Raw genomic sequence first — 19,594 nt, 5'->3', positions numbered from 1 at the left:
ATGACCGATCCCTACGGTCAGCAGCCGTTCGGGCAGCAGCCCGGCGGCCAGCAGCCGTTCGGACAACCGCAGCCCGGTCCGCCGTTGCCGCAGTACGGGCAGTCCGCGCCCTACGGGCAGCCCGGGCCGTTCGGCCAGGCGGGAACTCCCTTCGGCGCACCGCAGAACTACGCGAACTGGGGCCAGCGCGCCGTGGGGTGGCTCGTGGACTTCGGTCCCGCGCTGGCCGTCTACCTCGTGATCGGCATCATCGGCGCGGTCTTCCACTTCAACTTCGTCTTCTCGCTGCTGGCCTTCGTCGCCATGGTCGGCTGGATCGTGTGGTGCGTGTTCAACCGCTGGATCCAGCAGGGCAACACCGGCCAGTCGATGGGCAAGCGCGTCGCCAAGATCAAGCTCGTCCGCGAGGACAACGGGCAGCCGATCGGCGCGGGCATGGCCTTCCTGCGCGACCTCGCGCACTTCGTCGACAACGTCCTCTGCTACATCGGCTGGCTGTGGCCGCTGTGGGACGACAAGTCCCAGACGCTCGCCGACAAGATCGTCGGCACGGTCGTCGTCCAGGCCGACGACTCGGCCGCGCCGAACCCGTTCGCCCAGCCCGGCGCGCAGGCGTTCGCCGGCGGCTACCCGCCGCCGGGGCAGCAGCCGGGCCAGCCGCCCTCGGGTGGTTTCCCGCAGCAGCCCCAGTCCGGTGGCTTCGGCCAGCCCGCGCCGGGTGGTTTCCCGCAGCAGCCGCCGTCCGGCGGTTTCGCGCAGCCCCCGCAGCCGGGCGGCTTCGGCCAGCCGCAGCCGGGCCAGCCGCTCGCCCCGCCGCCGGGCGGCTCCGCCTTCGACGAGGTCGAGCGCACCGAGATGCTCCGCCCGGGCTCCGCCGGCGGCGGGTCCGCGTTCGACGAGCAGGCCGAGCGCACCCAGATGCTGCGTCCCGAGGCGCACGACGACGCCGGCGAGACCCGGAAGATCGACCCCGGCCAGTTCGGCCAGCCGCCGAACCAGCCGCCGAACCACTGAAGCACGCCTTTCCCGCACCACCGCCGGGGTGACCCGGGCGGACGTTCACGAGTAATTGGGGGTACACGTTCATGACCAATCCCTACGGCCAGCAGCAGCCCTACGGCCAGCAGCCGCAGCAGCCCGGTTACGGCCCGCCGTCGGGCGGGATGCCCGCGCCCTACGGCCAGCCGGCGCCGTACGGGCAGCCCGGGCCGTACGGCCAGCCGCCCACCGGCGGCTTCGGCGCTCCCGGCTACGGCATGCCCGGTGGTGGCGGTGACATCAACGCCATCAAGGACTACAAGGGCTGGGCGATCGCCTCGCTCTTCCTCGGCGGCATCATCCTCGGCATCTTCGCGATCATGAAGTCCAACGAGGTCGGCACGTACAAGATGCAGGGCAACTACATGATGGCGGAGCAGGCGTCGCGCACCACCAAGACGCTCTGCCTGGTCTCGTCGATCCTGGGTGGCATCAGCTGCGTCGTCCTGTTGTTCGCGGTCATCATCCCGCTGATCGCGTTCAGTGCCTCCTGCGGCCGTTACTGCTGATTCCGCGGGGCGCTCCACCCCGGCATCGCCCGAAGGTGGGACGATGTCGGGGTGGTGAACCTCTACCGCGACACCGGGGTGGTGTTGCGCACGCACAAGCTGGGTGAGGCCGACCGGATCGTCACCCTGCTCACGCGACGGCACGGCAAGGTCCGCGCCGTGGCGAAGGGCGTGCGGCGCACCTCGTCGCGCTTCGGTGCCCGGCTGGAGCCGTTCGGCCACGTCGACGTGCAGTTCTACACCGGCCGCACGCTCGACGTGATCACCCAGGTCGAGACCGTGGACGCGTTCGCGCTGCCGCTGGTCGCCGACTACCAGCGCTACACCGCGGCCAGCGCGATCGCCGAAACCGCGGACCGGCTTTCGGCCGAAGAGGGCGAACCGGTGCTCAAGCTCTACCTCCTCGTCTGCGGCGCGCTGCGTTCGCTGGCCGCCGGGGAGCGGGACGCGTCCCTGGTGCTCGACGCGTTCTTCCTCCGCGCGATGTCCTACGCCGGCTGGGCGCCCGCGCTCACCGAGTGCGCCCGCTGCGGCCTGCCGGGCCCGCACACCGCGTTCAGCGTCGCCGCCGGCGGCTCGATGTGCCAGGACTGCCGCGTGCCCGGCTGCGTGCACCCCGCGCCCGAGGTCCTGGACCTGCTCACCGCCCTCCTGCACGGCGAATGGCCGCTGGCCGAGTCGACCCCGCAGGGCACCCGCCGCGACGCGAGCGGCCTGGTCGCGGCCCACCTGCAGTGGCATCTGGAGCGTCAGCTCCGGTCCCTGCCCCTGGTCGAGCGACGTGCCCGGGAGACCGTGCTGACATCCGGGGCTTCGCCCCGAGCCGGGGGCTCCGCCACCCGGACCCCCGAAGGACAGGGGGTGCCCGGGCAGTAGGGTCGGGCCAGATCGGTTTCACCCATCCAGGGAGGCTCGCAGTGCTGCGCAGGGGACGCGAGAGCAAGGCGTCGCGATACGAGCAGCGGGCCCCGGATCCGCACCCGTCCGGCGCGAAACCGCCGGAAATCCCGCGCGAGCTGGTCCCGAAGCACGTCGCGCTGGTCATGGACGGCAACGGCCGCTGGGCCAACCAGCGCGGCCTGCCGCGGATCGAGGGCCACAAGCGCGGCGAAGCGGTGATGATCGACGTCGCCGCCGGCGCGGTGGAAATCGGCGTCAAGTGGCTCTCGGTGTACGCGTTCTCGACGGAGAACTGGAAGCGCAGCCCCGAAGAGGTGCGGTTCCTGATGGGCTTCAACCGCGACACGATCCGCCGCCAGGTCGACTACCTCGGCTCGATCGGCGTGCGCATCCGCTGGGCCGGGCGGCGGCCGAAGCTGTGGGCGTCGGTGATCAAGGAGCTGCAGGCGGCCGAGGAGAAGACCAAGCACAACACGGCGCTGAACATGACGATGTGCGTCAACTACGGCGGCCGCGCCGAGCTCGGCGACGCGATGCACCGGATCGCGCGCGACGTCGCGGACGGGAAGCTGAACCCGGACAAGGTCACCGAGAAGACCATCGGCAAGTACCTCTACCAGCCGGACATGCCGGACGTGGACCTGTTCCTGCGGCCTTCGGGCGAGCAGCGGACGTCGAACTTCCTGCTGTGGCAGTCGGCCTACGCCGAGATGGTCTTCCAGGACACCCTGTTCCCGGACTTCGACCGGACGCACCTGTGGCGTGCCTGCCTGGAGTTCGCGAAGCGGGATCGCCGCTTCGGCGGCGCCGTCGACCAGGCGTCGTCGTCATGAGCGCGACCGAAGCGGCGGAGACCGCGGAGCTGCTGACGCAGGCGAAGGAGTCCCTCGAGCGCTACCTCGAGGTGCACGTCGACGACGACGGCGCGCTGACGTTCGCCCATGGCGACGTCCCGTGCGTGATCCAGGCGACCCGGCTCGGCGAGGGCCTCACCGTGCTGACGCTGACCTGCGTGGTCGGCTGGGACCTCGCGGACGGGCCGGAGCTGTCGATCGCCGTCGCCGAGCGGGCGGGGCAGGGACTGTTCGGGACGCTGGGCGTCGGGCACTCCGACAACGGCGTGGACGTGACCCTGCGGTACGCGTTCCCGGCGGCGGGACTGGACGCGGCGGCGCTCGGGACGTTGCTGATGCTGGTGGTGTCGACGGCGTCGCAGCTGCGGACCGATTTGCCGGGAATCGTGCCCGGCGAGTAACCCACCCGGGGTGTTCTTCCCGGCGCGAACGGCGGATTCCGGTCGGAATCCGGCCTTTTTCGACCGTTCGCGACTGTGCGGTGCTCTCGCTGTCGGACCCTGCTGGCATCATCGCCGTCGTGAACATCGTTTCCGGCAACGCGCGGCGCACCCGCCGGTTCCGCATCAGCTCCGTCGAGGTGCTGTGCGCGATCCTGCTGGTCGCGATCCTCGCCCAGGGCCGGCTGCAGCAGGCGTTCGACGTGCCCGCGCTGCGCACCGGCTCGACCGTGTTCGTCGCGGTCTGCGTGCAGGCCCTGCCGTTCCTGGTGATGGGCGTGCTGATCAGCGGGGCGATCGCGGCGTTCGTGCCCGCCCGGGTGCTGGAGAAGGTGCTGCCCCGGCGAGCCGGCGCGGCGGTCGGTGTGGCCGGGCTGGCCGGCGTCGCGCTGCCGGGCTGTGAATGCGCTTCGGTGCCGGTGGCGCGCCGGCTGATGGGGCAGGGGGTCGCACCGGCGGCGGCGCTGACGTTCCTGCTGGCGGCGCCGGCGGTGAACCCGGTGGTGCTGGTGGCGACGGCGGTGGCGTTCCCGGGCAAGCCGGAGATGGTGCTGGCGCGCTTCGCGGGTTCGCTGGCGACGGCGATGGTGATGGGCTGGCTGTGGGCCCGCTGGGGCAAGCTGGAGTGGATCACCGCCCGCGCGCTGCGGCGCCTGCCCGAAGTCCCGAGCGGTCAGCGGTGGCGGGTGTTCGCCGAGACGGCCCGCACGGACCTGGTCGAGGCGGGCGGCTTCCTGGTGCTGGGGGCGCTGATCTCGTCGGCGCTGAACGTGCTGGTGCCGGCGAAGTGGTTCGGCGTGCTGGGCGACCAGCTGGTGCTGGGCATCGTGGTGATGGCGGTGCTGGCGGTGGTGCTGGCGCTGTGCAGCGAGGCGGACGCGTTCGTGGCGGCGTCGCTGACGGCGTTGCCGATGCTGCCGAAGCTGGTGTTCCTGGTGGTCGGGCCGGCGGTGGACGTGAAGCTGTTCGCGCTGCAGGCGGGCACGTTCGGCAAGTCGTTCGCGGCGCGGTTCGCCCCGGCGACGTTCGTGGTGGCGGCGCTGTGTGCCGTGGCGGCCGGTCTCGTGGTGGGGGTGGCATGACGGTGGCGAGTGCTCTGCCGGGCCGGAAGCCGTTGGCGGGCAAGGGATTGGTGCCTGGTCCCGGACGCCGCCATTCGTCGGCGTGGGAGGCGGCGTGAAACGCGAAACGCAGAACATCCTGCTGATCCTGCTGGGCGGCGCGCTGATCAAGATCGCGGTGAACGGCGACTACCTGCGTTACGTCAAGCCGGCGCAGCAGCCGTGGATCATCGCCGGCGGGGCGGTCATGGTGCTGCTCGGGGCGGTCGCCGTCGTGCGCGACCTCCTGGCCGCGCGGGCGAAGACCTCCGAAGAGCCGGACCACGACCACGACGGCCACTCGCACTCGGCGCGGCCCGCCTGGCTGCTGCTGGTGCCGGTGCTGGCCGTCTTCCTCGTCGCGCCGCCCGCCCTGGGCGCCGACTCGGTGATCCGCACCGAGGCGCGGGTCCCGGCGAGCGCGGCCGCCGCCAACGCCGCCGCGTTCCCGCCCCTGCCCGCGGGGAACGTGGTGCCGCTGGCGGTCAACGAGTTCGTCAGCCGCGCGGGCTGGGACGCGGCGGGCACCCTCGACCACCGCACGGTCTCCCTGACCGGCTTCGTCGTGCACACCGGCGGCGGCACGCTGCTGGCCCGCCTGGTGATCAGCTGCTGCGCGGCGGACGCGTTCCCGGTGACGGTGCGCCTCCGCGGCGGCGAAGCCGACCACCTCGCGAGCGACACGTGGATCCGGGTGACGGGCCAGGTCGTCCCCGGCACGGCCACGAAGAACAACAGCTACACGCCGGACTTCACCCTGGCCTCGATCACGACGATCCCCGCACCGCAGGACCCGTACGAGTACTGAGCCGGGGCGACCGCCGCCACGCCCGTGACAGCGGTGTCTCGAGACCTCTCCTCGGGGGCGCGCCCCAGCGCGGCACCCGCGGCCCGCGGGTCAGTGCTCCGCGCAGGTCCCGGTGATCTCCACCGTGTGCGAGATCTCCGAAAAGCCGTGCTCGGCCGCGATCTTCTCCGCCCAGCGCTCCACCGCCGGCCCCTCGACCTCCACCGTGCGGCCGCACAGGCGGCACACCAGGTGATGGTGGTGGTGCGCCGAGCAGCGCCGGTAGATCGCCTCGCCCGAGTCCGTGCGCAGCACGTCGATCTCGCCGGCTTCCGACAACGACTGCAGCGTGCGGTAGACCGTCGTCAGGCCGATGCCGTCGCCGCGTTTGCGCAGCTCGTCGTGCAGTTCCTGGGCCGAGCGGAAGTCGTCGACGGTGCTCAGCAGCTCGACGACCGCGGCTCGCTGGCGGGTCGATCGGCGCCCGGGCACCGGGGCCTGGCTGCGCGGCGCGGCGGCGTTCATCACTGTCCTTCCTGCACGTGGGCGACGGCGTCGACGACGATGTGCGCCAGGTGGTCGTCGGCGAGCCGGTAGACGACCTCGCGGCCGCGGCGCTCGCCCTGGACCACCCCGGCGGTCTTCAGCACCCGCAGGTGCTGGCTGATCAGCGGCTGGGCGACGTCGAGGGCGTCCACCAGCTCGTGCACGCACCGGTCGGCCGCGCGCAGCTGCAGCACGATCGCGATCCGGACCGGCGCCGCCAGCGCGCGCAGCAGGTCGCCCGCGTCGGTCAGGACCGACGCCGGCGGGTGTGCCGGCGCTTCGGCCGCCACCGGTGCGCACTCCCCGAGGCCCGGCTGGGCGCCACCGCCGGTGACTGTCGCCATTCCCGCCTCCACGCTGCTCGTCATCGCCGCCGGCGACCATGAATTCCGTAGTCATTGCCGATAACGGCGCCACCCATCCTAGTGTTCCCCCGCATAGCACCCGCTCCGTCACCGCGCTCTGCGGACTACGGTCGGTCGCATTGCTCCATTCGGGTGAGTTCGTGGGGAATTGCCTCTTCGGCTTCGCATGTCGTGGCGGACGGTGCAAGGTTGTCGCGGAGCGTTTCGTCGCTTCTCGTACGCTGGCGACCCGCCCGAAGCAGAGCAGTGGGGAGACATGACCCGTTCCGTGACGAAAGCAGCCGTACTGACGGCCGTCCTCTTCCCGCTGGTCGGCGCCGGGGTGGCCGGGGCGCAGAGCCAGGCCGTCGACGAGAAGACCGGGCCGGTCTCGTTCGCGAACATCGCGTCGGTCCGGATCGGCAGCGAGGGCCAGAAGGGCGGCGCGCTGATCACCGAGACCCAGCGCTCCCCGCTGCTGCCCGGCCAGTCGAAGCTCGGCACGGACCGCGTCTCGGTGCCCAAGGACGACGGCGAGCGCGCCACCTTCGGCGGGCACTACCAGATCGACCTCGGCCGCTACAGCAACGGCAACCCCTACCCGGCGGGCGTCGCGAGCCGGGACCACAACGTCGTCGCCGCGCTGCAGGCGACCACCGTGCCCACCGCCGTCGCCGAGACCACCTACGCGCTGCGCGACACCTGGCAGGGCGGCGCGAAGCCGGTCGACGACACCGTGCTCGTCCTCGAAGGCGCGAAGACGGCGGTGGACTGCACCGGGCCGGTGAAGCTCACCGGCACGTCGTCGGTGACCCGGTTGTGGGTGCGCCAGGACGGCGGGCTCGGCATCGTCCCGATGCCCGGCGGCAACGCGGGCCTCGAGCTGAAGAACCTCCGGCTCGGCCCGCCCGGCGACATCACGAACGCCGGCAAGGACACCACGCTCTCCGATCTCAGGCTGACCCGCGTCGGCGCGTTCGACCAGCTGATCCGCCAGGACGGCTGGCGGGGCGGCGACTACACCGCCGTCGCCGGCTGGCGCGTGGAGATCACCACCCACGTCAAGGACGCGGCGGGGGCCGCGCTCCAGGACGTCCGGACGACGATCGTGCTCGGCGGGGTCAGCTGCTCGGTCCCGAAGGGCTTCGTCGCGAAGGCCGGGGGCACCGCGGGCGGCACGAACGCCTCGCAGGCCGCCGTGCCGACGCAGGTCCCGGCCGGGTACCTCGGCGCGGCCGCGCCCGACACCGGCAGCGACGGCTCGCGCGTGCCGCTCGGCATCGGCCTGCTCTTCGGCGGGGTGTTCTTCGGGGCCGTCGCGCTGCTACTGGGCAGGCGGCGCAAGTCCGGGACGGACTAGGTGCTGCGCACCGGGCTGGCCGCCGTCTCGGCGGCGCTGGCCGTGGCCGCCTTCGCGGCCGGGGTGATCGTGCTGACCTGGCTGCCGCCGACGACCACCCAGGCCGCCGCGCCGCCGCCCGGCTCGCTGCCGGGGGAGAACGCGGCCCCGGCCGTGCTGCCCGCGGACAGCGAGTCCGCCGCGCAGCAGCGTCCGGGCACGGTCCGGCTGCCCGACGGTGCCACCGCCCGCCTGGTCCGGACGGAACTCACCGACCGTGGCGTGCTGCCGATCCCGCGCGGCCTGGGTGACGCCGCCTGGTGGGGCGCCAAGCTGGGCGCGGCCCAGGGCGCCGCGCTGCTGTCCGGGCACGTGAACTGGGAGGGCCACCGCGGCCCGTTCGACGAGCTCTGGCGGATGCGCGACGGCGACGACGTCAGCGTCGTCGACGCGAGGGGCGGCCGCTGGGTCTACCGCGTCGACGACGTGGTGACGCTCCCGAAGGAGACGCTGCCGGAGCAGGCGGCGAAGTGGTTCGCCCAGGACGGCCCGCACCGGCTGGTCCTGGTGACCTGCGGCGGCGACTACGTCGGCGGCACCGAGGGCTACGACGAGAACCGCCTGGTCACGGCCCGGCTGGTGACGCGCCCCACCGGCTGACCGGGCGACGCCGGCCCGCTTCCGATCCGGTGCAACCTCCGCCGTCCTTCACGGCATGTCTGTCCGTGACTTGTCACGACGGCGAAGGAGCACAGGCGCATGCAGGAGCAGAACCCGGCGGAGCGGAAGACGGGCTCCGGCCGCTGGTGGATCGCCGGCGTCGCCGGCGCGTTCGTGGTCGCGGCGATCGTCGCCTCCCTGCTCATCTTCACCGGAAAGGATGAACCCGCCGGCGCGAACGGTGCCACCACCACGCCCGTCGCGGCCGCGGACCAGCCCGCGAAGCAGGACACCGGGCAGGCGCCGGCTCAGCTGTCGCTGCCCGGGGGCGGTGCCGCGAAGCTCGTCCAGGAGGACCTCGACGCCACGGGTGCCCTCAAGATCCCCGAGGGCCTCGACGAAGCCGCGTGGTGGGGCGCGAAGCTGGGCGCCGACCACGGTGTCGCGTTGCTTTCCGGGCACGTCAACTGGAAGGGCAAGAAGGGCCCGTTCACCGAGCTGTGGCAGGTCAAGCAGGGGCAGGAGGTCAAGCTGACCGACGCCGCGGGCGGTGCGTGGGTCTACCGGGTCGACGCGGCCGAGACCATCCACAAGTCCGAGCTGGCCGGCCGGTCGGAGCAGCTGTTCGACCCGGACGGCCCGCACAAGCTGCTCCTGGTCACCTGCGGGGGCGAGTACGTCGGCGGCACCGAGGGTTACGAGGACAACCGCGTCGTGACGGCGTCGCTGGTGTCCCGGCCGTAGCCTCACCTGCGCGAAAAGCGGCGGGCCCCGGCGGATACCCTTGACGTTCTAGTCCGATAACCGTCCCCGCATGCTTCCGGAGCGTGGAGTGCCCACGAACACCATCGATACCGTAGTCAGCCTGTGCAAGCGCCGTGGTTTCGTCTTCGCCAGCGGAGAGATCTACGGCGGTACCCGCTCGGCGTGGGACTACGGGCCGCTCGGGGTCGAGCTCAAGGACAACATCAAGCGCCAGTGGTGGAAGACCGTGGTCCAGGGCCGGGACGACGTCGTCGGCCTCGACTCCTCGGTGATCCTGCCGCGCCAGGTGTGGGTGGCTTCGGGGCACGTCAACGTGTTCACCGACCCGCTGATCGAGTGCCTCTCGTGCCACAAGCGGTTCCGGGCCGACCAGCTCGCCGAGGAGTACTCGGCGCGCAGCGGCAAGGAGACCACCGAGGACGACCTGTCCGACGTCCCGTGCCCGAACTGCGGCACCCGCGGCAAGTACACCGCGCCGCGCGACTTCAACATGATGCTGAAGACCTACCTCGGCCCGGTGGAGACCGAAGAAGGCCTGCACTACCTCCGCCCGGAGACGGCGCAGGGCATCTTCGTGAACTTCTCCAACGTCCAGACGACGACGCGGAAGAAGCCGCCGTTCGGCATCGGCCAGATCGGCAAGTCGTTCCGCAACGAGATCACCCCGGGCAACTTCATCTTCCGGACGCGCGAGTTCGAGCAGATGGAGATGGAGTTCTTCGTCGAGCCGGGCGAGGACGAGACCTGGCACCAGTACTGGATCGACGAGCGCACGAAGTGGTACACCGACCTCGGTATCAAGGCCGAGAACCTGCGCCACTTCGAGCACCCGAAGGAAAAGCTCTCGCACTACGCGAAGCGCACTGTCGACATCGAGTACCGGTTCGCGTTCAACGCCGGGCAGGAGTGGGGCGAGCTCGAGGGCATCGCCAACCGCACCGACTTCGACCTGACCACGCACTCGAACCACTCGGGCCAGGACCTGTCGTTCTTCGACCAGGCCTCGGGCCAGCGGTACCGGCCGTTCGTCATCGAGCCGGCCGCGGGTGTCGGCCGGTCGATGATGGCGTTCATGGTCGACGCCTACCACGAGGAAGAGGTGCCGAACGCCAAGGGCGGCACCGACACCCGCGTGGTGCTGAAGCTCGACCCGCGGCTCTCGCCGTTCAAGGCCGCGGTGCTGCCGCTGTCGCGCAACGCCGACCTGACCCCGAAGGCGAAGGCCGTCGCCGACCTGCTGCGCAAGCACTGGAACATCGACTTCGACGACGCCGGGTCGATCGGCAAGCGGTACCGCCGCCAGGAGGAGATCGGCACGCCGTACTGCGTGACGGTCGACTTCGACAGCCTCGAGGACGACGCCGTCACGGTCCGCGACCGCGACTCCATGGCGCAGGAACGCGTCGCGATCGACAAGCTGGAGTCGTACCTGGCCGGCCGCCTGATCGGCTGCTGACTCCGCTTCGAAGGTCCGTGAAGGCCCCCTTACCGGCATCTTGAGCCGGTAAGGGGGCCTTCACGGCTTTCCGGAGGGCCGCACCCCTGACACCTGTCACGGTCAGGTCGTGACGCACGGTCTGGGGACCCGGGCCCGCCGGGCGGCAGCCTGGGGGCATGCGAGAAACAGACATCCAGGCGGTGGCGGCGGGGGCCGCGGTCCATCTCACCGGCCTGCGCAAGCACTACGGCGACGTGCACGCGGTCGACGGCGTCGACCTGACGATCGCCCCGGGCGAGGTGGTCGCCCTGCTCGGCCCCAACGGCGCGGGCAAGTCCACCACCGTCGACATGATCCTCGGCCTGACCACGCCGGCCGCGGGCGACGTGCGCGTGTTCGGGCGCCGGCCGGTCGACGCGGTCCGCGCCGGCCTCATCGGCGCGATGCTGCAGGGCGGCGCCCTGATGGACGACCTGACCGTCGGGGAGACCGTCGGCATGGTCGCGGCCCTGCACCGCCGGCCGATGCCGGTGGCCGAGGCCCTGCGCGCCGCCGGGATCGACGAGCTGGCCGGCCGCCGCGCGAACAAGCTGTCCGGCGGGCAGAAGCAGCGCGTGCGCTTCGCCGTCGCCCTGGTCAGCAACCCCGACCTGCTGATCCTCGACGAGCCGACGGCCGCGATGGACGTCGGGACCCGGCGGGAGTTCTGGCAGTCGATGTACTCGTTCACCGAGTCCGGTCGGACGGTCGTGTTCGCCACGCACTACCTCGAAGAGGCCGAGGAGTTCGCCGACCGGGTGGTGCTCATGCGGCGCGGCCGGGTCGTCGCCGACGGCTCGGTCGCCGAGGTCCGCGCGCTGGCCGGCGGCCGCACGCTGCGGGCCGCCGTCCCGGGTGCCACCGAAGCCGTCGTCGCGGCGCTGCCCGGCGTCAAGGAGTTCGAGCTGCGCGGCGACCGCGTCGCGATCTCCACCGGCGACTCCGACGCGACGCTGTGGGCGCTCAAAGCGGCCGTACCCGCCGTGCACGACGTCGAGATCAGCGCCGTCGGCCTCGAAGGCGCCTTCCTCTCCCTGACCGCCGACGAGACCCCGGAGTCCGCGCGATGACCACCTACCTGCTCACCGAAATCCGCCGGAACTTCCGCGCGCCGCGGTTCCTGATCTTCGTCATCGCGTTCCCGGTGCTGATGTTCCTGTTGCAGGCCAGCGTCTTCACGAAGGCGGACGCACCGGACCACGCCGCGGTCGCCGCCGTGATCATGATCAACATGATGACGTTCGGGACGTTTGCCGCGGCCAACACGAGCGGCGGCAGGCTCGCCCTGGAACGCGCGCTCGGGTGGCAACGGCAGCTGCGGCTGACCCCGCTCACCGGCACCGGCTACCTGGCGGGCAAGGGGCTGTCCGGCATGCTCGTCGGGCTGCCCGCGCTGATCCTCGTGCCGCTGCTGGCCGTGACCGTCGAGGGCGTGCACGTCGATGCCGCGGGCTGGATCCGGATCTTCGCCGGCGTCTGGCTCGGCACCGTCCCGCTGGTCCTGCTGGGCCTGCTGATCGGGCAGTTCGGCACCCCCGAGACGATGCAGCCGATCAGCATGATCGTCACCCTCGGCATGGGGTTCCTCGGCGGCCTGTGGATCCCGATCGAGGGCATGCCGTCCTGGATGCACGACCTCGCGCAGATCATGCCGACGTACTGGGTGCTGCAGGTCGCGCGACCCGCCGTGACCAGCGACATGGTGGTCTCGCTGCCGACGGCTGTCGGCGTGCTCGCGGCGTGGACCGCCGTGCTGGGGGCACTGGTGATCAGGCGTTACCGTAAGGACAGCGCCCGCGTCTGAGGGCCGGAGAAGGGCGAGGAACGGCGATGGCGAAGTCCGAGAGGCACCGGTTCGGGCTGAACAGCCGGGAAGCGTGGTGGGACGACCCGCTGCCCGACCCGGAGAACAACGGTCCCGACCAGGTGCGCTGGCCGATCATGGGCGCGGTCTTCCTGCTGCCGTTCCTGATCCCGGTCACGAAGTCGCTGGCCTCCCGGCCCGAGGTCGACGCCGAGGTCGTGTTCATCGGCGTGCTGGTCTACGCCTACGCGCTGTGCTACCTGCTGTTCCCCTTCGTCTTCCGCCGGACGCGGCCGGTGAAGCTGGGCTTCGGCATCGGGATGAACCTGCTGGGGCTCGGCGTGGTCGCGGCGGCCTCGGCGAGCCCGTTCATCCTGCTCTACGGCACGGCGGTGATGGTCTTCCTGACCCCGGCCGCGTGGGCGGTGATCGTCGACCTCGCGACGCTGGCGGTGGGCGCGCTGCTGCTGGTGGCGGACGGCAGGTTCCAGGACGGCTACGGCGACCTGATCACCGTCGGCTCGGTGACGCTGGCGATGTTCTTCATGGCCAACCTCATCCGCGCGGTCCGGCGGCTCGAGCTGGCCAACAAGGAGATCGCCACGCTCGCCGTGACGAACGAACGCCAGCGCGTCGCCCGCGACCTGCACGACCTGCTCGGGCACAGCCTGACCACGATCACCGTCAAGGCGGGGCTGGCCCGGCGGGTGCTGGAGAGCGCCGGCGACATCCCGCGCGCCGTCGAGGAGATCCGCGAGGTCGAAAGCCTGACCCGCAGCGCGCTCTCCGACGTCCGCGCGACCGTGTCGGAGTACCGCGAGGTGTCGCTGTCGGCGGAGCTCGTCGGGGCGCGCGCGGCGCTGCGGGCCGCGGAGATCGACCCCGACCTGCCGCACGCCGTCGACAACGTCCGGCCGGAGTTCCAGACCACCTTCGGGTACGTGCTGCGCGAGGCCGTGACGAACGTGCTGCGCCACTCCGGGGCCAAGCAGGTGAAGGTCCGGCTGGGCGACACCTGGCTGGAGATCGAGGACGACGGCACGGCCGCCGAGGTCGTCCCGGGCAACGGCCTGCGCGGGCTCACCGAACGGCTGGCCGCGGTCGGGGGCACCCTGCGGGCATCGGCCCGGCCCGGGGGAGGATTGCTGGTGCGGGCGGAGATCCCGCTGCCGGAACCCCGTGCGGCCGCTCCGGCCGTGCGTGCCGAACCCGCGGGAGGACTCGCTTGATCCGGGTGTTGCTGGCCGACGACCAGGCCATGGTGCGCGGGGCACTGGCCACCGTGCTCGGCCTCGAATCGGACATCGAGGTGGTCGGGCAGGTCGGCTCCGGCGACGAGGTGGTGGCCGCGGCTCGCGAGGCCAAGCCCGACGTCGCCCTGCTCGACGTGCAGATGCCGGGCAAGGACGGCCTGGCGGCGGCGGCCGAGCTGCGGACCGCGCTGCCGTCGTGCCGGGTGATCATCTGCACGACGTTCGGCCGGCCCGGTTACCTGGCCCGCGCGATGGCGGCGGGCGCGGCCGGGTTCGTCGTCAAGGACGCCCCGCCCGAGCAGCTCGTCGAAGCCGTCCGGCGGGTCCACAGTGGACTCCGGGTGGTGGACCCGGCGCTGGCCGCCGAGTCGCTGGCCACCGGCGCCAGCCCGCTCACCGGGCGGGAGCGGGACGTGCTGCGGGAAGCCAAGGACGGCAGCACGGTGGCGGACGTCGCTCGCGCCCTGCACCTGTCGGAAGGCACCGTGCGCAACCACCTCTCCGCCGCGATCGGCAAGACCGGGGCCCGGACGCGGGCCGAAGCGGTCCGGGTCGCCGAGGAGCGCGGCTGGCTCTGAAGGGCCGGTGGCCTTCTGACAAGATGGGCCGGGTGGGTACCGCTGAACGCACGAAGCCGACGCGCGCGAGCTGGGCGCGCCGGATCGCCTTCGGCACGGTCCTCATGCTGCTGGCGCTCGTCGGCGGGACGGCGTTCCGCGTCTGGCAGGTCGCGCGCGAGAACGACCGGACGCCCGCCGACGTCATCGTGGTGCTGGGCGCCGCGCAGTACAACGGCAAGCCGTCGGACATCTACGCGGCGCGGCTGGTCAAGGCCAAGCAGCTCTACGACGCGGGCGTCGCGAAGACGATCGTCACCGCGGGCGGCAAGAAGGCCGAGGACAACTTCACCGAGGCCCGCGCCGGCCAGCTCTGGCTGACCCGGCACGGCGTGCCGTCGTCCGCGACGCTGGCCGTCGGGGAGGGCAGCGACACGCTGCGCAGCCTGCGCGCGGTCGCGGACGAGGTCCAGGAGCGCGGCTGGCACACGGCGGTGCTGGTCAGCGACCCGTGGCACTCCTTCCGGGCCCGGACGATGGCCGACGACCTGGGCCTGGACGCCTGGACCGCGCCGACGCACAGCGGGCCGATCGTGCAGGAGCGCGTCACGCAGGTGCGCTACATCATCCGTGAGACCGGCGCGCTGCTGTACTACCGGCTGACCAAGACCCCGGCCGACGATCTCTTCGCCACCTTCCTGGGTTGAGCTTTTTGTCGGTGGCCGCGTTTAGGCTGGTCGGGTGGACTACACCGAGCACGACACCGCCCGCCTGCTGCCGGAGCCGGCGAAGGGCGCGGCGCTGCCCGGCACGCGCGCGGACGGGCGCAGCGCGTTCTCGCGCGACCGGGCCCGCGTGCTGCACTCGGCGGCGTTGCGGCGGCTCGCGGGCAAGACCCAGGTGGTCGGGCCGGGCGAGGGCGCCGAGGTCACCGGCGTCCCGCGCACCCGGCTGACGCACTCGCTGGAGGTCGCGCAGATCGGCCGTGGGATCGCCGACGAGCTGGGCGCGGACCCGGACCTGGCCGACACCGCCGGGCTGGCGCACGACATCGGGCACCCGCCGTTCGGGCACAACGGCGAGCGCGCCCTCGACGAAGTGGCCGCCGCGTGTGGCGGGTTCGAGGGCAACGCCCAGACGTTGCGCATCCTGACCCGGCTGGAGCCGAAGTTCCTCTCCGCCGACGGCGACCCGGTGGGGCTCAACCTCACCCGCGCGTGCCTGGACGCGACCACGAAGTACCCGTGGCCGCGCAAGCCGGGGCAGGCGAAGTACGGCGTGTACGCCGACGACGTCCCGGTGTTCGAGTGGGTCCGCGAAGGGGCGCCGGCGGAGCGGACGTGTCTGGAAGCCCAGATCATGGACTGGGCCGACGACGTCGCGTACTCGGTGCACGACGTCGAGGACGGGGTGCTGGCCGGCCGGATCAAGCTGCGCGTGCTCGCCCACCCGGACGAGCGCGCGGCCGTCGCCGAGGCCGCGGCCAAGCACTTCTCGGCGCAGTCGGTGTCCACTTTGGAGGATGCGGCGGCGGAACTGCTGGCTCTGCCGGTGGTGGCGGCGCTGACGTCGGCGGAGCCGGACGGCTCGCCGGGCGCGCAGGTGGCGTTGAAGCGGTTGACGAGCGAACTGGTCGGCCGCTTCACGACGGCGGCGGTCACGGGCACCCGCGCGGAGTTCGGCGAGGGGCCGCTGGGCTGCTACCGGGCGCGGCTGTGCGTCCCCGAGCAGGTCGCGGCGGAGGTGGCGCTGCTGAAGGCGCTGGCGCTGCGGTACGTGATGAGCGACCGCCGGCGGCTGGCGATGCAGGAGGGGCAGCGGGAGCTGCTGGTGGAGCTGGTCCACGCGCTGGCCCGCCGGGCGCCCGAGTCGCTGGACCCGCTGTTCGTCCCGGCCTGGAACACGGCCCGCGACGACGCGGGGCTGCTGCGCGTGGTGATCGACCAGGTCGCCTCCCTCACGGACGCGCAGGCCCACACGTGGTACTCGTGGCACGTGACCCGTCACCACCGCTGACCCGGCCCCGTGCGCCGCGGGGCATCACACGTGCTCCGCGAGGCATCACACGTGTCTGAAGGGGCATCACGCCGATGCCCGCCCAATCACGCGTGATGCCCTCCTGATCACGGGTGATGCCCTTCCGATCACGTGGGCCGCCCCTCCAGGTACGCGGGCCGACCCCGGGATCACGGGCTTGCGGGGGTGCGTTCTGGCATTCGGCTGTGTGGTTCCGGGTGGGGGAATTGTCACCGGTGGGCGGAGTTCCGCGTGGCCGCCCGGCGGGGCGAACCGTTCCGGTACGCTCGCCCGCATGGCCACGGACAGCCACCTCCGGTTCGCCCTCGCCGTTCACGCGGCCCTCGGCGCCGCGGGCGGGAACTCCTGTTTCTCGCCGTATTCGGTGGCCAGTGCGCTGACCCTGGCGGCGCGGGCCGCCCGGGGGAAGACCCGCGACGAGCTCGTCGCCCTGCTCGGTGACCCCGACCGGCAGGCCGTCCTGCTGCGGGAGGCCGCGCAGCTCGTCGAAGAGGCCCGCGGCGAGCAGGCCGAGCTCGCCGTCTCGAACACGCTGTGGGCCGACGACCGGCTCCCGCTCGAAGACTCCTTCAAGGCCGAGCTGGCCGGGTGGCCCGGTGCCGCCGTCGCGAGCGCACCCTTCGAGAAGGAGCCCGAAGCCGCGCGCGCCCTGATCAACGAGGACGTCGAGCGCACCACGCGCGGCCTCATCCCGCAGCTGCTGCCGCCCGGCTCGATCGACCGGGACGTCGCGGCCGTGCTGGTCAACGCGCTGTACCTGAAGGCCGCGTGGAAGCTGCCGTTCCGCGAGGCGAACACCGCCGACGCGCCGTTCCACGCCCCGTCCGGCACCCGGGACGTCCCGACCATGTGGCTCAGCGAACGCGTCGGCTACGCGCACGCCGCCGGCTGGCAGGCCGTGCGGCTGGTCGCGGCGGGCGGCTTCCAGGCCGTGGTGCTGCTGCCCGACGGCGACCTCGCCGAAGCCGAAGCGGCGCTCGACCCGGCGAGCTTGACGAGCCTGCTCGACGGGATCGGCTTCAAGCCCGTCGAGCTCGCGCTGCCCAAGATCTCGCTGGACGTCGCCAGTTCGCTCACCGGCGTGCTGCGCGACCTCGGCGTCCGCACGATGTTCACCGACAAGGCCGACCTGAGCGGGCTCTCCCCGGACCCGCGGCTCATCGTGTCCGAGGTGCTGCACCAGGCCGTGCTGCGCGTGGACGAACAGGGCTTCGAGGGGGCCGCGGCGACCGCGCTGACCATGCGCCTCACCTCGATGATCATCGACGACCCGGTCACCGTCACGGTCGACCGGCCGTTCCTGCTGCTGGTCCGGCACGCCGGCACCGGGGCCCTCCACTTCCTCGCCAGGGTGGTCGAACCGTGAGCTTGAAGTCCGAAGCCGTCCCCGAACTCGTCCCGCCCGCCGCCGAACCACCCGAAGGCCCGAAGCGCTGGGCATGGCAGGACTCCGCCATCACCGGTGGGTTCCTGCTGTTCACGATCCTGCTCTACAACGGGCTCTGGTTCGATCTCAAGCGCGGTTACCTCTGGAACGGCGCCGCCGACCAGAGCCAGTGGGAGTGGTACTCGACGGTCGTCGCGAAGGCCGTGCTGCACTTCCAGAACCCGTTCACCACGGACCTCCAGAACTACCCGCTCGGCGTCAACATGGCGGCGAACGCGGCGATGTTCGGCCTGAACATCCCGCTCGCGCCGATCACGCTGACCTTCGGCGCGACGCTGACGTGGGCGATCGTGCTCACCGCGGGGCTCGCCGGCACCGCGACCGGCTGGTACTGGGTCTTCTCCCGCCACCTGGTGCCCAACCGCACCGCGGCCGCGATCGGCGGCGCGTTCTGCGGCTTCGCCCCGCCGATGATCTCGCACGGCAACGCGCACCCGAACTTCGTCGTGCTGTTCGTGCTGCCGTTCATCGCGCTCAAGACCATCCAGATCGCGCACGGCGAACGCCCGGTGCGCAACGGGATCGTGCTCGGCCTGCTCGTCGCGTGGCAGATCCTGCTGGGCGAAGAACCGCTGATGATCTTCGCCATCACGTTCGTGGTGTTCGCGATCGCCTACCTGATCCCGCACCGCGCCGAAATCCGCGGCATGCTGGCGCCGCTGGGCAAGGGGATCGGCGTCGGCGCGGTCGTCGCGCTGCTGATCGCCGGGTTCCCGTTGTACTGGCAGTTCTTCGGCCCGCAGAGCTTCCACTCGCTGCTGCACGGTTCGGCGGGCAACGACACGGCGGCGTTCACGCGCTTCGCGACGCAGTCGATCGCCGGCGCGCCCGAGGCGGCCGCGGACGTGTCGATGAACCGCACCGAGGAGAACGCGTTCTTCGGCTGGCCGCTGATCGTGCTCATGGTGGTGCTCACGATCTGGCTGTGGCGCGACGTCGTTTCGCGCGCGCTGGCGATCACGATGTACGTGATGGCCCTCCTTTCGCTGGGTGTCGAAATCACGGTGGCGCACGACGACACCGGCATCGCCGGGCCGTGGAAGTGGCTCGGCCAGCTGCCGCTGCTGGATTCGCTGCTCGAATCCCGGCTCGCGATGGGCTGCATCCCCGTGGTCGGCGGGCTCCTGGCGATCGCGACGCACCGCGTCTGGGCGGCGGCGGCCGAGCTGCCGGAACCGCTGGACGGCAAGCCCCGGTTCCCGTTGCGGATGATCTGGATCGGCGCGGTGGTGGCGGTGCTGCTGCCGATCGCGCCGACGGAACTGGTGACGCACCAGCGCCCCCTTTCACCGCCCTTCTTCGCCGACGGGATCTGGCGCCAGTACATCGCCCCGGGCGGTTCGCTGGTGCCCGTTCCGCTGCCGAGCACCGGCGAGGCCGAGCCGTTGCACTGGCAGGTCGACGCGGGCCTCGGCTACCCGATGCCGGAGGGCTACTTCGTCGGCCCGACCTCACCGGACGACCGCCGCGGCCGCTACGGCGCGGTGCCCCTGCCGACCTCGGACCTGTTCGCGGAGGTGGAGAAGACGGGGCAGGCCGCGGACGTCACCGAAGCCGACCGCACCCAGGCGCTGGCGGACCTGCGCGCCTGGAACGCGGACGTGCTGGTGGTCGGGCCGCGCCAGAACCAGGAAGCGCTGAAGTCCACTGTGGAGCTCCTGCTGCGCAAGCCGGCGGAGTTCGTCGGCGGGGTGTGGATCTGGGACGTGCGCGCCCTGACGCCGTGACCGGCCGGGG

21 protein-coding genes are annotated in these 19,594 nt (G+C 72.0%); 19 read left to right on the top strand and 2 right to left on the bottom strand.

The window, feature by feature from the left end; genetic code table 11:
- The 7 genes from QRX60_RS49765 (at position 1) to QRX60_RS49735 (ending at position 5,649) form a co-directional block, all read left to right on the top strand.
- Positions 1–1,014 (top strand): RDD family protein, encoded by a 1,014-nt coding sequence (locus QRX60_RS49765; protein ID WP_285998436.1) that lies wholly within the window; start codon positions 1–3, stop codon positions 1,012–1,014.
- Between the two features lie 71 nt (positions 1,015–1,085).
- Positions 1,086–1,547 carry a CD225/dispanin family protein gene (locus QRX60_RS49760; RefSeq protein ID WP_285998435.1) on the top strand — a complete coding sequence of 154 codons (462 nt, stop codon included), beginning with the start codon at positions 1,086–1,088 and terminating at the stop codon, positions 1,545–1,547.
- Between the two features lie 51 nt (positions 1,548–1,598).
- Positions 1,599–2,423 (top strand): DNA repair protein RecO, encoded by an 825-nt coding sequence (recO, locus tag QRX60_RS49755; protein WP_285998434.1) that lies wholly within the window; start codon positions 1,599–1,601, stop codon positions 2,421–2,423.
- Positions 2,424–2,464: 41 nt separating this feature from the next.
- The gene (locus QRX60_RS49750) at positions 2,465–3,280 is read left to right on the top strand and encodes an isoprenyl transferase (RefSeq protein ID WP_285998433.1); all 816 of its coding nucleotides are present in this window, start codon (positions 2,465–2,467) and stop codon (positions 3,278–3,280) included.
- Positions 3,277–3,702: a YbjN domain-containing protein gene (locus QRX60_RS49745; protein ID WP_285998432.1), complete on the top strand. Its 426-nt coding sequence runs from the start codon at positions 3,277–3,279 to the stop codon at positions 3,700–3,702. Before QRX60_RS49750 ends, QRX60_RS49745 begins: the two co-directional genes overlap by 4 nt.
- Before the next feature lie 119 nt (positions 3,703–3,821).
- Positions 3,822–4,823 (top strand): permease, encoded by a 1,002-nt coding sequence (locus tag QRX60_RS49740; protein WP_332845812.1) that lies wholly within the window; start codon positions 3,822–3,824, stop codon positions 4,821–4,823.
- A 94-nt stretch (positions 4,824–4,917) separates the two neighbouring features.
- Positions 4,918–5,649 carry a TIGR03943 family putative permease subunit gene (locus QRX60_RS49735; protein WP_285998431.1) on the top strand — a complete coding sequence of 244 codons (732 nt, stop codon included), beginning with the start codon at positions 4,918–4,920 and terminating at the stop codon, positions 5,647–5,649.
- Between the two features lie 90 nt (positions 5,650–5,739).
- On the opposite strand, the gene QRX60_RS49730 is transcribed toward QRX60_RS49735, so the two are convergent.
- Together QRX60_RS49730 and QRX60_RS49725 are read right to left on the bottom strand one after the other, a co-directional pair.
- A complete protein-coding gene (locus QRX60_RS49730) occupies positions 5,740–6,153 on the bottom strand; it encodes a Fur family transcriptional regulator (protein ID WP_285998430.1) in 414 nt (137 codons plus the stop codon).
- Positions 6,153–6,518: an ArsR/SmtB family transcription factor gene (locus tag QRX60_RS49725; RefSeq protein WP_285998429.1), complete on the bottom strand. Its 366-nt coding sequence runs from the start codon at positions 6,516–6,518 to the stop codon at positions 6,153–6,155. Before QRX60_RS49725 ends, QRX60_RS49730 begins: the two co-directional genes overlap by 1 nt.
- A 277-nt stretch (positions 6,519–6,795) precedes the next feature.
- On the opposite strand from QRX60_RS49725, the gene QRX60_RS49720 reads away from it, so the two are divergent.
- The 12 genes from QRX60_RS49720 to QRX60_RS49665 all read left to right on the top strand — a co-directional run bounded on the left by QRX60_RS49720 (position 6,796) and on the right by QRX60_RS49665 (position 19,584).
- Positions 6,796–7,878 (top strand): LPXTG cell wall anchor domain-containing protein, encoded by a 1,083-nt coding sequence (locus QRX60_RS49720; RefSeq protein WP_285998428.1) that lies wholly within the window; start codon positions 6,796–6,798, stop codon positions 7,876–7,878.
- Positions 7,879–8,517 carry a class F sortase gene (locus QRX60_RS49715; RefSeq protein WP_285998427.1) on the top strand — a complete coding sequence of 213 codons (639 nt, stop codon included), beginning with the start codon at positions 7,879–7,881 and terminating at the stop codon, positions 8,515–8,517.
- A gap of 99 nt (positions 8,518–8,616) precedes the next feature.
- Positions 8,617–9,261, top strand: coding sequence for a class F sortase (locus tag QRX60_RS49710; protein ID WP_285998426.1), 645 nt, complete (start codon positions 8,617–8,619; stop codon positions 9,259–9,261).
- A gap of 88 nt (positions 9,262–9,349) precedes the next feature.
- On the top strand, positions 9,350–10,738 hold the full coding sequence (locus QRX60_RS49705; protein ID WP_285998425.1) for a glycine--tRNA ligase: 1,389 nt from the start codon (positions 9,350–9,352) through the stop codon (positions 10,736–10,738).
- A gap of 158 nt (positions 10,739–10,896) precedes the next feature.
- The gene (locus tag QRX60_RS49700; RefSeq protein WP_285998424.1) at positions 10,897–11,829 is read left to right on the top strand and encodes an ABC transporter ATP-binding protein; all 933 of its coding nucleotides are present in this window, start codon (positions 10,897–10,899) and stop codon (positions 11,827–11,829) included.
- Positions 11,826–12,563: an ABC transporter permease gene (locus QRX60_RS49695; protein ID WP_285998423.1), complete on the top strand. Its 738-nt coding sequence runs from the start codon at positions 11,826–11,828 to the stop codon at positions 12,561–12,563. The genes QRX60_RS49700 and QRX60_RS49695 overlap by 4 nt, the downstream gene beginning before the upstream one ends.
- Positions 12,564–12,589: 26 nt before the next feature.
- Complete coding sequence (locus QRX60_RS49690) at positions 12,590–13,792, top strand: sensor histidine kinase (RefSeq protein WP_285998422.1); 1,203 nt, start codon at positions 12,590–12,592, stop codon at positions 13,790–13,792.
- Positions 13,789–14,394 (top strand): response regulator transcription factor, encoded by a 606-nt coding sequence (locus QRX60_RS49685; RefSeq protein ID WP_285998421.1) that lies wholly within the window; start codon positions 13,789–13,791, stop codon positions 14,392–14,394. Before QRX60_RS49690 ends, QRX60_RS49685 begins: the two co-directional genes overlap by 4 nt.
- 32 nt (positions 14,395–14,426) lie before the next feature.
- Positions 14,427–15,080 (top strand): YdcF family protein, encoded by a 654-nt coding sequence (locus QRX60_RS49680; RefSeq protein WP_285998420.1) that lies wholly within the window; start codon positions 14,427–14,429, stop codon positions 15,078–15,080.
- Positions 15,081–15,114: 34 nt separating this feature from the next.
- Positions 15,115–16,389: a deoxyguanosinetriphosphate triphosphohydrolase gene (locus QRX60_RS49675; protein ID WP_285998419.1), complete on the top strand. Its 1,275-nt coding sequence runs from the start codon at positions 15,115–15,117 to the stop codon at positions 16,387–16,389.
- 295 nt (positions 16,390–16,684) lie between these two features.
- A complete protein-coding gene (locus QRX60_RS49670; protein WP_285998418.1) occupies positions 16,685–17,776 on the top strand; it encodes a serpin family protein in 1,092 nt (363 codons plus the stop codon).
- Positions 17,773–19,584, top strand: coding sequence for a glycosyl transferase (locus tag QRX60_RS49665; protein ID WP_285998417.1), 1,812 nt, complete (start codon positions 17,773–17,775; stop codon positions 19,582–19,584). Before QRX60_RS49670 ends, QRX60_RS49665 begins: the two co-directional genes overlap by 4 nt.
- Positions 19,585–19,594 lie beyond the last annotated feature (10 nt).

Source organism: Amycolatopsis mongoliensis, from assembly GCF_030285665.1.
GTDB lineage: Bacteria > Actinomycetota > Actinomycetes > Mycobacteriales > Pseudonocardiaceae > Amycolatopsis > Amycolatopsis mongoliensis.
The sequence above is the reverse complement of the archived record's forward strand: the minus strand, read 5'-3'. Positions and strand labels throughout refer to the sequence as shown.